Source organism: uncultured Dokdonia sp., from assembly GCF_947492535.1.
Lineage (GTDB): Bacteria > Bacteroidota > Bacteroidia > Flavobacteriales > Flavobacteriaceae > Dokdonia.
Genome location: NZ_CANLNH010000009.1, coordinates 166788 through 180429 on the forward strand (window position 1 = coordinate 166788; position 13642 = coordinate 180429).

Below are 13642 nucleotides of genomic sequence, written 5' to 3' on the forward strand. Positions count from 1 at the left end.
CATATGACTACAAAAACAATCACATATACTTCTACCTTTGAAGAAGACGTTATAAAAGGGCTTACTTCTTTTCCCAAATCCTTATCATCAAAATACTTTTATGATAAAAAAGGAGATAAACTTTTTCAAGATATCATGGCAATGCCTACCTATTATCTTACCAATAGTGAATATGAAATTATCTCTTCTCAACAAGAAGCTATTAGTACTGCTTTTCAGGGAGAAAACGGATTTGACCTTATTGAACTAGGTGCCGGTGATGGCAAAAAAACCAAAGTCCTATTAAAGTACTTAACCCAACAAAATATAGATTTTTCATATTTACCCATTGACATAAGTCAGAATGTTTTAGATGGTTTAAAGGAAAGTGTCGAAAAAGAAATTCCAGGTATTGACATAAGACCTCAGCAAGGCACCTATTTTGAAGTTTTAGAAGACCTAGCTTCCTATAATTCCCGTAAAAAAGTCATTATGGTGTTAGGTTCTAATATTGGAAATTTATTACACCCTAAGGCTATTGAGTTTTTAGCTAATATTCGAGAAGGAATGAATACTGATGATTTACTATTTATGGGGTTTGACCAAAAGAAAAATCCGCAAACCATCTTAGATGCCTATAATGATAAAGAAGGTATCACCGCTGCATTTAATAAAAACGTACTCCACAGAATTAATAGTGAACTTGATGCCAATTTTGATGTAGATCAGTTTACGCATTGGGAAGTCTATGATCCAGAAACGGGTACTGCAAAAAGCTATTTGGTAAGTAAAAAAGAACAACACGTACGCATAAATAAATTGGAACTCGATGTTAATTTTAAAGCTTGGGAAACCATTCATACTGAAATCAGTCAGAAATATGATGATACAGTCGTTACTTGGTTAGCAGATGAAGCTGGCTTACAAATTGCAGACCAATTTGTTGACAGTAAAGGATTTTACAAGAACTATCTATTCAAAAAGAAATAATCATAATACACACATAAGCTATGAAAGCTATTTGGAACGACACTATTATTGCAGAAAGTAATGACACCATCGTCATTGAAGGAAATCACTATTTTCCACATGATAGTATTAAAAAAGAATTTTACGCATCTAGTGACACGCATTCTGTATGCCCTTGGAAAGGACAAGCACACTATTATACCTTAGATGTAAACGGAAAGCAAAATACAGATGCTGCTTGGTTTTATCCAGAAGTAAGCGAGTTGGCTACCAGTATTAAAAATCGTGTTGCTTTTTGGAAAGGTGTACAAGTAGTAGAATAATCTACTACAATTCATTCTTTTTCAAAAAGAAGTAACTCACTTGTAATACAAGTAATATCCCCATTGCAACTACTTGCATCAACACTACTTGAAATAGGTCGTTGTGAAAAAATACGATCAATACTATTTGTAAAATTCCCATAAGTGCTGCAATAAGAATAGGAATATAATGATCTAGTGATAAGAAGTAATAAGCAAAAATATTAGACACGGCAAAGAAAGAGGTAGCAAGCGCGTACCATCCTAATAAAGAAGCAATCGAAGTATACGCTTCTCCAAATAATAGCTGAACTGAAAAAGCAGGAAATAAAAATGTGAATGCTACAATGGCAGATGCTAATACGATGATATACCCAGTATACTTCACAAGTACTGGTTTTGTGTTTTCTCCTTTTTTCTTCTTCTCTACAACTGTTGGCAATAGTAACATAACAAACATCCACGTCACGAAATACACCACTCGCCCTATTAAAGCTAATGAGGCATATAACCCAGCTTCTTGAGCAGGAAAATAGTGCTTTACCAATAAGATATCGCTATTATTACAGATAATCTGAGTAAGTTCATAACAACCTGTAAGTATAAAAAAGTTAAGAATTGCTTTCTTGTCTTTGGCAGACAGTTGAATTCTGGGATACGTGTCACCTTGTTTCTTTTTAAGCGGAAAAACACCTGCAAGAAATGAAATTCCAATCCCTATCGCTACGGCTACAGAAGAGTTTATTTGAAAGATACTGATCAGTAAAAAAGTAAGTGCTAATCGTGTACACATTTCTAACTGATATGTAATAGATAGATTAATAAAATCCTTACTTCCTTGCAGTTCTCCTCTACGTACACTCATGATAAAATAAACAGGAATTGCAGTACCAAAAATCACAAACATACTATGTGATTCTGTTTGGAAAATCGTTTGTAAATCTTTTGCAAACCAAATAACCCCCATACCTAATACCAATGCAAAAGAAACGGCATAGGTATAACACATTTTTATAAAACGATGCAATACCGCAGATTCGAAAATAACGGTAAACTTTGCAACAGCAAGTTGAAATGTCATTGCAATAAATGATAGCACTAGCAATAATGTAATGAGTATTGCGGCATCAGAAAAGGCTTTAGGTCCTAACACACGACCTAGTACTAAATTATATATATAATTTCCACCGTTTACTAAAAACACACTGATCATAAAGAATTGCTCGGGTGTAATTCGGCGTTTAAGTTGTTTGGTAAGGGCTAACATACTTCTAATTTTTATGGTGAGTCTGCTTTAAACAGCACATTTACTATACTGTAATTGTTTTCTATTGGTCAATACTTTTTTGAGTCGTTGTATCATATAAATAACCTTATGACTTGTATCCTCTAGGTGATCTAAATTGACCATCACGCTATTACCTTTTTGAAGTTTCTCAAGGATATAACACTTGATTTCTTTTAATTGGCCTTCTTCGCATTTTCCTTTTATGTAATGCACCGTATTTATTTCTTTAATCGTAAGTTTCATGGTGATTTTATTTTTTAGGATTACTCATTTATTGATATAAGTAATACACTGGTTTTTCTTGACGTTTATAGACCAATTGCAATGTGTCTTGTGATCCATCTTTTACTATCGAATTATGTACTACTTTAAGGTGAGTGCGGTTTGTAATTACTGTAAATTCCATATCTATTGGTGTTTATTCTGATACAAATATGGAATATGAACTGTAGATGTTTGGATGTTTTTCGATGAGTGGTCATTCGCTATAGTTCAATGGTAAGAATATTACTTTATATGAATCTTATGATACTAGGTACGCTCCTGCCTGCCGGCAGGCAGGTTCACGACCAAAAGGGGGAGTGTAGCGTTAAAGCGTATACAACATACTTACAATTTCATAATAGACAGCATATTACAAAATCGAATTATAGCACTGCACAAGTCCTAAATGGCTAGTCATTTGACGTTTACATGTAATAACTGACTACCAAATACCATTTACTTTCGACGAATTGCAACTATCTATAGATTGTATCAGCGTGACTCAAACGTACCTTGCTATTGTAAAACAATCACCATGAAATTAGTACTTACAATAGTGTTATTATGTATAGGAATATACGGTCACTCACAAGAGATGAAAACAGGTTTCACCTATTTAGAAACGGGTCAATATCAAAAAGCCGAACATTTTTTTGAAACAGTATTACAAGAATACTCTTCTAACAAGACAGCACGTCTATGTTATGGACGCGCTATAGGATTACAAGGAAAAACAACAGAAGCAAAAGCATGGTTTACTACGTTAAAATCAGACTACCCTACAGATTTTGAAGTAGCACTAAATTATGCAGAAGCATTATTATGGAATAAAGACTATCAAGAAGCACGTACGTTTTACAAAACATTACTTAAGGAACAACCAGAAAGCTTCTCTGCTTTATTAGGATATGCCAATACACTTTCAAATCTTAAAGTGTATGATGACGCATTGAACTATGTAAATAAAGCCTTAGGCGTACAACCTGGCAATGCTAATGCTATGAATTCTCGTAAGTATATCCGTTTAGGAAAAGCTTCTGCACATATGCAAGAAGAGTCCTTTGATATAGCTATTGCTCTTCTACAGGAAAACATGGTAGATTTCCCAACAGATAAAGATTCTCAAAGCTTGTTAGCTAATATTTATCTATTACAAAAAGAATATGAAAAAGCAACAGCAGTATATACAGCCATGACAGACTCAGTGGCATCTTATACTGGACGTTCACTTGTTGCTCATACAAATCACAAGGAAAAAGAGGCGTTATCCTTAGCAAAAAATGCCGTTACGATAGCTGTCAAAACTACAGATAGTACAAAAATAATAATCGCTAAAGAACGATACATACAAGCCTTATTATGGAATGGCAAATATGCCGAAGCAAAAACAGCCATCACACAAGTATCAGAAGCATTCCCAGAAAACACAAAAACAGCTAGTTTACTAGCTACCTATGGAATGTATACTGGAAATTTTAAAAAGAGCATTACTACCTATGAAAAGATGCTTGCTAAAGATTCAACCTCTTTTGATGGAAATCTTGGCATTGCAAATGCGTATAGAGCACAAGGAAATCTTACCAAAGCGTATACGTATGCGCAAAAGACATTGCAATTTTATCCAAATCAAAAAGATGCCATAGGTTTGATCAAAACTATTGAAAACACCCTTTCTCCAGTTATCAATACAAATGCAGCGTATACCGTAGATAATGGAAATAATGAAGCGTATGCAATCAATGCAACTGTAACCATTCCTTTTTCTGAGCGATTTAAAATATTTGCTCAATATGGATATAGAACTACAGAGAATACGGTAAGCCAGCAAATGGCATATAATACGACACTGGGTCTGGGTGCACATTATCGTGTACTCAATAATACTTGGGTAGAAAGTAGTTTAGGTTTTATAAAAGCCAATGCACCTTCTAATGAGTATACCGATGTAAACGGATCTTTATTTTTAACATCTAGACCGTTACCATTACAATATTTAAAAGTAGGATATAGTAGAGAGTTACAGAACTTTAATGCCTCTCTTATAGATGAGAAAATATTTATGAATAACTATACCCTGAATTACAATATGGGAACCAACGTTAATTTGGGTTGGTACACAGGATATACCTACACCTCACAAACCGACGGGAATACTCGTCATTTATTATTTACTTCGTTGTATTATACATTTACAAAGCGTCCTGCACTTAAGGGAGGTATTAATTACCAATTCTTAGGTTTTAAAAACCAAGTGCCGACTTTATACTTTAGCCCTTCAAAATACCAGGCGTTAGAAGCATTTTTAGACCTTCAAGGAAAAAAGAACCACTGGACGTATAGTGCCAATATCGCAGGCGGATATCAGTTTATAGAAAATAATAGTGCTACTAGTCTTTTTAGAGCTGAAGCGAAATTGACCTATGATCTCACTGGACGTTTTCAAGTAGGTGGGTATGGAAAATACAGCACAATTGCTTCAGAAACAGCTGCCGGTTTTGAATTTATGGAAATAGGTGTGAAATTAAGATGGCAGCTTACAAAGAAGCCTCTATTTAAAATAGAGAAGTAGTATATTTTACTTTATAGTTTTAAAGAAAGAGGCTCCTATTCGCTTGTGAATAGGAGCCTCTTTTAGTTTTGTATATAAACTCTTTTAAGGATCTTAACGATAGAAAAAGTAACTTTATACACTAATTAGAAATTATAGAATGAGTGAATTTGACATTGTAATGTCTGAAAGATCAGATTTTGAACTTTACGAGATTATTTATTATAAAGAAGGCAGTTACAGACAGGAAGCATTAGATGCTGCCAAAAAGGAATTTGATGCGAGAGCTATTAGTTCAGAGAAAATTGCTCAATTCGAACAAAAGATTCAAAAAGCTAATCAACTAAAATTAGAAAAAGAAAAAGAAAAAACTGAACTCAAAAACAAAGCAATCAGTTATAGTAAATTCCTAATTCCCACAGAAAAAGATACGCTTCCAAAAACCATACTTTCCCTTTGTATTTTTTTGAGTATCTCCTACATATACTATTTATTTAATGATATTAGGATGATCATAGCCTTCTTTGAAGACATTGCAAATTGGGATCTAAGCTATATAGAATATTTATTTCCCTATATCCTGTTTCCAATAGGTATATATGGATTATGGAAAAGTAAAAAATATGGATGGTATTTAATCGTTGGGCTCCAAACATACTTAGCATTTTCAACTATTTATTCTGGAATAATTTCATATAAATATTCTATGGGGAGTACTGACGGACTTTCTGCAATACTAGATACTTTATTTCCAAGACCTACTATCTTAAGTATCATTTTACTTTTTGTAGTTTTATTTGGAATCGTATACTTTTTAAATCGGATTAAAGTCTTAGAAATTTTTAAAATTAAAAGAACCAACGGACTACTCTTTGTGCTTGTTGTTTTTGCTATAACAAGTATTTTGTGGTGGAGTTTAATCTAAAAACTATAACTAATAATGGAATCCAAAATATTAAGACCGAAAAAAACAAAAAGCATAATACTTATAGTCATTAGTATTTTATTTGTACTTGGAGGGTATCTGATGCTTGAAGAAAAATTCTTCATAGGTATTATTACCATCATTTTCTTTGGATTAGGAATCATCATATTTACAATCCAATTATTCCCAAACACTTCATATTTAAAATTAACCAAAGAGGGGTTTGAAATGCGAACTCTTTTCAAATCCAATTTTACTAAATGGAGTGATGTTAAAGAGTTCAGCACAGACTATATCGGACCTAATAAAATGGTCATGTTAAACTATAATGAAGAGCACACAAAATATAAAAACGGGAAAAAGATTGCTAAAATACTTTCTGGAAGCGAAGGGGCTTTACCTGATACTTATGGAATGTCTGCTAAAGCATTGACGCAACTTATGAATGAATGGAAAGCTAAACATAATATGTAGTAATAATATGTATCACATTCTATTTTCCTAAACAAAAAAGCCCCCATGGGCCCTACCCCACGGAGACTTTTTCTCACCATAAAATCAATTAAAAACTAATCACTATTTAATCATAAATCGTCCAGTATAGGTGTGTTGTTGATCGTCTGTAATTCTATAGACATACATCCCCGTAACCAGTTGTGGTGCACTATACGAGATAGCTTGGTTACTTGAATGGGGTTGTATATCCTTTTGATCTACTAGGCTCCCCAACATATCATATACTTCTATTTTTATGTTGCTCGCCATTTGTGGTAATTGTATTGTTGTACTACTTGTAAAAGGGTTTGGATAATTCCTTAAGGTTGTACTTTCTGTTTCAAAGGCATCTACTGCCAATACAGATTCATTTGAAAAACGAAGCTGCTGGATATCCATTTCTTTTGTTTCTAAGCTGCCACTTTCTGAAACCATTGTAAAGACAATAGTAACTACATCCGTAAGATCTGCTGCTTCTACAGGCACCATAAACTCTTGTAATTCATCTGTCAATGTAATCGTTTGCTTGTATTGATCTTCCCAGGCATCTATACTCTGTTTTACAAATGTGATTTCTAAATCTCCTGTTCCTCTTGCTTCTAATGTAAAGCTCGTATACTCAGATACATCTACGGCTTGGAATCGAGGCGTTAATGCTCTGTATGTAGCTACATAAGAACTCGTAGTTGCTTCTACATGTACATTTCGTTCTATTGGAAATAGATCTATATCAAAGGTTTCTGTATTTGGGTTCACGATATAGTCTTGTACTGTCGTTCCTTCTTGGCTATCATCTATTCCCCAAGGCCCATCTGACATAAACAAATCATCAGGTGTAGCAATCCCATCTCCTATTCTAAATCCAATATCAAATAAATTTCCAGTTTCTATAGTCACATTTGTAATATAATCTCCTTGTAAATCGATCGTAGATGCCATCGTAACTACTTCACTAGTTTCTGTAGTGCGAATACCTGCATCAAATGCAATTTCTTCTGTTTGATTGGTATTGATGATCTCTAGATCTAATCCCCCGTTTACATAGGCTCCTTTTCGTACGAATACCGTAGGTGGCGTTGAATTATCATACTCAGTAATTGGTTTTTCAATGTTAAGTAAGTTTAATACTTCGGTTCCTAATAGATATAAATCATCTATAGAGTTTGACCAGATTTGAAAATTATAATACGTGACATCTTCTTCATACTGATCTAAGTTCCAATGACTCTCTACGGCAAACTCAGTATCTCCTGTAATAGCTTTCGCCGAAAGGCTTAACACAAATTCTACAGTACCATCAGGATTTTTGATCAATGATTTTATAAAAGGCTGCTCATTAATATCGATGGTAGACACAGAAATCAATTCTCCGCCTAATAAACGATCACATATATATTTGGTGTGCTCATACACGCCATCTTCTGTTTTAAGCGCTAGAATAGACGCCACTGATATGTCTTCTTTGATGTAGTCTACCGCATATACTTCGGTGGCATTGGTAATTGTAATTAAATCTTCTGGAGTGGATGCTACAACATACGATTCATCAATTATTTCTAGTGGAATAAAATCTTCTAATTGTATTGATGCATCTGCGTTACGATGTGCGTAATTTGAAGTTTTCTCGACACGCGCTGCTGTTTCTTTATTAAATGTATAATTTGTTTTAGCTCGGTTATAACTACGTTGGTTAATCACATCAGAAAGTCTATTATTACTTTCTAAGCCTCCATTATTTGCACTAGAACTAGGTGCTTCTATAACTTCACAATACCCATATCCAGAACATGAAGGATCTTCACAATCTATCAATCCATCTCCATCATCATCTATTCCGTTATCGCAGATTTCTTGCAGAACAGGTGCTGTGCAACAACGAGCTCCATCATTACTCGAGCTTGAAGGTCCAAAAGCAAATAAGTTTGAATCTATCTCAATATTACCATCCAAATTTTGTACGCTATGAATTACATAGATTGCCCCTGTCTGGTTTGCAGAGACATAAAAACGTCCTGAAGTATCAAAATAAACAGCTCCATAGGTATAATCTAAGCCTGATAAAATAGGTACTTCTCCAAGTGATTGTACCGCCCCATTTGAAGGATCTATTCGATACAAAATATTAGTATTTCTTTCTACGGCATATAAAAGCCCATCTACTGCATTAAATGCCCAATCATGAATACTAATTCCTTGCGATAATGATTCTGTAGCTATATATTTTCCATAATTTTCAGATTCTGGATGTACATCTATTTTATAATAGGTTGTACCTCCGGATTTAAGATAATACACGCCATCTAAACTAATATCTCCAATGTATCTATTACTCGTTGGTAATTCTGGCACATAAAAAGTAGTCGTTGTAAAGTTCTTTCCTATACGTACAATGGTTTTTGAAGGAGTGCTTAATGACCCCCATATAAAACCATCTGTTCCATTATGTGCTGTAGCATTTATATTTCCTTCGGTTACGTTTTCTGCTGCCAAGTATGAGTTTCCAGAAGCCAAATCAATCGCATACACATCATTATACTGAAATAAATAAGCATTGTAATCACAATTAAAAGGAATGTCTTGAGCTTGTGAGGTTAGCGTTATAAATGTTAATACCAGTAGTAATAATCTTTTCATGGCCTGGGTCTTTTTGTTTTATAAGAACAAATGTAGACCGAAGAGCCTCCCTATTTTATAAAATTCGTTAGGTCATCAGGAACTATAGACGAGTGGTATTTTAGACTCGTTAAATGGTTTAGACTATTATTTTAACTTCACTTTTTCTATGCAAAGAATCAATTAGTACTTTTTGTTTAATTCTAATTAAATTTCAATTTATTCATTGACAATAGACAAAGTTGTTCATTTTCTTTGCTTGTCCAAAGAAAACGGAACCAAAAGAAAAGACACTTTTTCTTAGGTATTTTTTCGCTTAAAGCGAAAAACCATAAAGAGTTTTCTAAATTTTTTCCAAGGCTTCAAAAATTTTCAACGAAAACACTTTACTATACTGGAGAAAAAGAAAAAAACAACTTAATTTCAACAAATAATCTATGTTCTATTTTCCATGAGTGAAGGAATCAATATTCTTATATAAAAACTATAGATACTTTAAAATACCCTCTGCAAATTCTTCGGCAGAAACGGGTTGATTACGTACCCAAAGCTCGGGTTCTATGATTTCAAGCTCACCTAAAAGAATGGTTCCTTCTGTATCCCAAATAATATCTGCTCGACCATAGGCAGGCATAGGATCACAAGCATTAAACACATTTTCTGCAAAAGCAATTTCCTCAGGAGTTGGTGTATAATCATATACCGTACCTCCAAAATCGTCTTGCACTCGATAATCACCTGCTTTGGCTTTTTTAAGAATGGCATGTGTATATTTCCCATTAAATACCATAAGAGACGCTTCCCCGAAACTCGTAATTGTTTCTTGGAACGGTTGTATCAACATATCCCGCTCACTTACCAGTTTTTTAAATAAGTCTTCAAACGAAGTTCTTTCTTCTTGACATACTTTATGTGTATGAAATGCACCTCCAGCAATTGCTGGTTTTATCACAACATCTGTCCATCCTTTTTCAGCACATACACTATCTATAGAGCGATACGCATCCGTATCTACATAAGCTGTAGGAACAATCGCAATTCCTTTTTTTTCTAAACCTGCTAAGTAATGTTTATCGATATTCCAATCGATAAGGGATTTTGGATTGATTAATTGTGTTTGTGTTTTTACCTTTTCAATCCATATAGAGAATTCATCATATCGCTCAAAATAATCCCATATCGTTCTAAAAACAACTGCTTTTGTTTGTGACCAATCGTAATTAGGATCATCCCAATAGGTGCAATCTACTTTTACCCCTCGTTTTTCTAGAGCTGCTTGCAAAAGTTTTCGTTCCTGTAAAATATTAGAAATATAAGGCGTCACCTCTTTGGGTTGAAAATAGGTTTTGCAAGTAAGGAGTGTAATATCTGTCATTGTTTAATGAAATAATGGGTTAATGGGTTAATGGGTTAATGGGTTAATGGGTTAATGGGTTAATGGGTTAATGGAAGAAATAAAATAAATTGTTACATAATTAATTATATTTCAAAATTTATTCACAGCATTATTTTTTTATCGCTCTACATTCGTCGTTCGTCGTTCGTAATTCTGTACTCGGTAATTTCGATACATTTCGACAAGCTCAATGCAACGCAATTTTAAAATTCACGTTGTTTCGTTTTAAAATCACTCAATCACCTTATAGTATTCATTATTATATTATATCATTATCTCATTGGAGATTAAAACTTCCTATCTGGATGAAACAATGACATATCCATACTGGGTTGTATCTCATCAATAACTTCTTGCACTAGCTTCCCTGTAGAAGGCCCTAAACTCCATCCCATCATTGCATGTCCTGTTGCAATCGTTAGGTTTTTACATTTTGCACTTTTCCCGATATAAGGCATTCCGTCTGGAGATACGGGGCGCAAGCCAGAAGCCGCTTGTGATTTTTCTATTTTAGAAATTTTTACTTCTGGGAAGTACTGCGTTACTCCTTCTGCAATAGCTTCTACTCTTGTTGTATTAATTGTTTGATTAATTCCTGCTATTTCCATCGTTCCTGCAAAACGTGTAAATCCGTTCATTGGGGTGATGGCTACTTTCCGTTCAGCGAGTATAGATGGATAAGTAATTCCTGTGGGCGTTGTGGTTTGTATACGATATCCTTTTCCTGCTTGTAATAAAAGATTCAAATTCAGCTTTCGCGAAAGCGTACTTGTCCATGATCCCGCGGCGAGTACATACTCATCTGCTTTGAGCTGTTCTTTATCGGTTTGCACATGCGATATTGTTCCATTTTGAACACCAATATCCGTTACTTTCTCTTCTTTCCGAATCGTAACGCCAGATTTGATTAAGTATGCTTTTAAATCTTCCATAAACTCATCGGGAGTCGTATGGTGATCACATTCAAAATAGGTCGCTCCTACAATATTTAATTGTGCATCAGGCATCATTTGTTGTACTTCTTGTGATGTAACCGTCCGAGCAACTAATCCTTCTTTCAAGGCATAATCTACCAAATGACTTTCTTCTTCCAGAATATGTTCTGATTGGCAGAGCATAAACAATCCTTTTTTCTCCAGTTGAAAATCAAACTTTTCTTCTTGTTTTATTTGATCGTATAAATCACGTCCCATAACGGCAATTTCTCGCATGGCTGGCACCGCACGTTGTACATGTTTTGAGGTACAGGACTTATTAAAGGCCCACGTCCATTTTATCAAATCTGAATTTAAACGAGGTTTAATATATAGAGGGCTTTTTTTATCCAGCATCCATTTTAACCCTTGTTTCATAACGCCAGGTGCCGATAACGGAATCAAGTGACTAGGCGCTAAATAGCCTGCATTTACATATGAGGCACCACCTTGCATTTTAGATTGGTCTATCACTGTTACCTGATGCCCTGATTTATGTAAGAAATACGCACAAGATAATCCTATAATTCCGCCGCCGATGATGATACAATGTTTCACTTTTGCAATGATTTAATGATTTAATGGGTTAATGGGTTAATGGGTTAATGGGTTAATGGGTTAATGGGTTAATGGGTTAATGGGTTAATGAAAGAAATAAAATAAATCGTTATACAGTTATTTATATTCCAAAAAATTATTCACAGCATTATTTTTTCATCTCTACATTCGTCGTTCGTAATTCTGTACTCGGTGGTTTCGATACATTTCGACAAGCTCAATGCAGCGCAAGTTTTAAACTTCACGCTATTTCGTTTTAAAACCACTCAATCACCTTATGTTATTCATCACTTCATCATATCACCGAAAACCCAAACGCATACGGATCATCTTCATCTATCGTAATCGTGTTTTGTCCATACACACGCGCCCAACCTTGAATACTTGGAATGATCGCTTTATGAGTTCCAATAGTTACTTCTTTTTCTACACGACCTACAAATGTAGATCCTATAAAACTTTCATGGATATAGGCTTCATTTATTCCTAATTTTCCTTTGGCATGTAATTGCGCCAATCGTGCCGATGTCCCTGTTCCGCAAGGGCTACGGTCAATAGCTTTATCTCCATAAAAAACAGCGTTTCTTCCTGAAGATTTAGGATCTATAGGGTCACCTGTCCAGAGCAAATGTGTGACATCACGAATGGTCTCATTTTCTGGATGAATAAATTGATCTGGATAGTTCTCTTTAATACGTTCTCTCACTACTTGACTATACTGTATAATCTGACTGGCTGTAAAATTATGTACTCCCGAGAAGTTTTTTTGCGGATCTACAATGGCATAATAGTTTCCACCGTAGGCCACATCAAAGGTGATTTCACCTAGGTCTGGGCAATCAACCGTTAAGTTTTCGGCAGCAAGGTAAGAAGCAACATTCGTTAGTTTTACCCAATCTACTTTCTCTCCTGTTTGTTGATACTCTATTTCTACCAATCCAGCTGGCGCTTCCATACGGACTTTACCAGGTGTTTTGGGTTGGATCAATCCTTCTTCGATAGCAATAGTCATGGTGCCAATAGTACCATGTCCACACATCGGTAAACACCCTGAGGTTTCAATAAATAATACACCTACATCATTTTTTGGATCATGTGGTGGATATAAGATACTTCCACTCATCATATCATGACCTCGAGGTTCAAACATTAATCCTCTACGGATCCAATCATATTCATTAATAAAATGCTGGCGTTTTTCACTCATAGAATTCCCTATAAGTTCTGGACCACCTTCTTTTACTAGTCGGACAGGGTTACCACAGGTGTGTGCGTCTATACAAGTGAATTTATGTGTCATATATAACATACGAAATTAGAAATACGAACGA

12 protein-coding genes are annotated in these 13642 nt (G+C 34.7%); 5 read left to right on the plus strand and 7 right to left on the minus strand.

Going from position 1 to position 13642, the window contains the following annotated elements; translation table 11 throughout:
* The first annotated feature begins 3 nt into the window (after positions 1–3).
* Entirely contained in the window at positions 4–969 is a 966-nt protein-coding gene (locus tag Q1A60_RS13530) for an L-histidine N(alpha)-methyltransferase (protein ID WP_299768490.1), read from the plus strand.
* 20 nt (positions 970–989) lie between these two features.
* Complete coding sequence (locus Q1A60_RS13535) at positions 990–1271, plus strand: DUF427 domain-containing protein (RefSeq protein ID WP_299768487.1); 282 nt, start codon at positions 990–992, stop codon at positions 1269–1271.
* A 4-nt stretch (positions 1272–1275) separates the two neighbouring features.
* Here the strand turns inward: Q1A60_RS13535 and Q1A60_RS13540 are convergent, their stop codons facing one another.
* Genes Q1A60_RS13540 through Q1A60_RS13550 form a run of 3 tightly spaced genes read right to left on the minus strand, consistent with a single transcriptional unit; the run spans position 1276 to position 2944 of the window.
* Complete coding sequence (locus Q1A60_RS13540) at positions 1276–2517, minus strand: sugar isomerase (protein WP_299768484.1); 1242 nt, start codon at positions 2515–2517, stop codon at positions 1276–1278.
* A gap of 27 nt (positions 2518–2544) precedes the next feature.
* Entirely contained in the window at positions 2545–2781 is a 237-nt protein-coding gene (locus Q1A60_RS13545) for a hypothetical protein (RefSeq protein WP_299768481.1), read from the minus strand.
* 28 nt (positions 2782–2809) lie between these two features.
* Positions 2810–2944 (minus strand): hypothetical protein, encoded by a 135-nt coding sequence (locus Q1A60_RS13550; RefSeq protein WP_299768478.1) that lies wholly within the window; start codon positions 2942–2944, stop codon positions 2810–2812.
* Positions 2945–3337: 393 nt separating this feature from the next.
* Here Q1A60_RS13550 and Q1A60_RS13555 point away from each other — a divergent pair, with 393 nt between their 5' ends.
* From Q1A60_RS13555 to Q1A60_RS13565, 3 genes are all read left to right on the plus strand, one after another.
* Entirely contained in the window at positions 3338–5371 is a 2034-nt protein-coding gene (locus Q1A60_RS13555) for a tetratricopeptide repeat protein (protein WP_299768475.1), read from the plus strand.
* Positions 5372–5510: 139 nt separating this feature from the next.
* Positions 5511–6275, plus strand: a complete 765-nt coding sequence (locus Q1A60_RS13560; RefSeq protein WP_299768472.1) for a hypothetical protein — start codon at positions 5511–5513, stop codon at positions 6273–6275.
* A gap of 15 nt (positions 6276–6290) precedes the next feature.
* Entirely contained in the window at positions 6291–6749 is a 459-nt protein-coding gene (locus Q1A60_RS13565) for an STM3941 family protein (RefSeq protein WP_299768469.1), read from the plus strand.
* A 102-nt stretch (positions 6750–6851) separates the two neighbouring features.
* Here the strand turns inward: Q1A60_RS13565 and Q1A60_RS13570 are convergent, their stop codons facing one another.
* From Q1A60_RS13570 to Q1A60_RS13585, 4 genes are all read right to left on the minus strand, one after another.
* On the minus strand, positions 6852–9404 hold the full coding sequence (locus Q1A60_RS13570) for a T9SS type A sorting domain-containing protein (protein WP_299768466.1): 2553 nt from the start codon (positions 9402–9404) through the stop codon (positions 6852–6854).
* Positions 9405–9867: 463 nt separating this feature from the next.
* Entirely contained in the window at positions 9868–10758 is an 891-nt protein-coding gene (locus Q1A60_RS13575; protein WP_299768463.1) for a hypothetical protein, read from the minus strand.
* Positions 10759–11066: 308 nt separating this feature from the next.
* Positions 11067–12311: an FAD-dependent oxidoreductase gene (locus tag Q1A60_RS13580; RefSeq protein WP_299768461.1), complete on the minus strand. Its 1245-nt coding sequence runs from the start codon at positions 12309–12311 to the stop codon at positions 11067–11069.
* 295 nt (positions 12312–12606) lie between these two features.
* Complete coding sequence (locus tag Q1A60_RS13585; protein WP_299768458.1) at positions 12607–13611, minus strand: 4-hydroxyproline epimerase; 1005 nt, start codon at positions 13609–13611, stop codon at positions 12607–12609.
* Positions 13612–13642 lie beyond the last annotated feature (31 nt).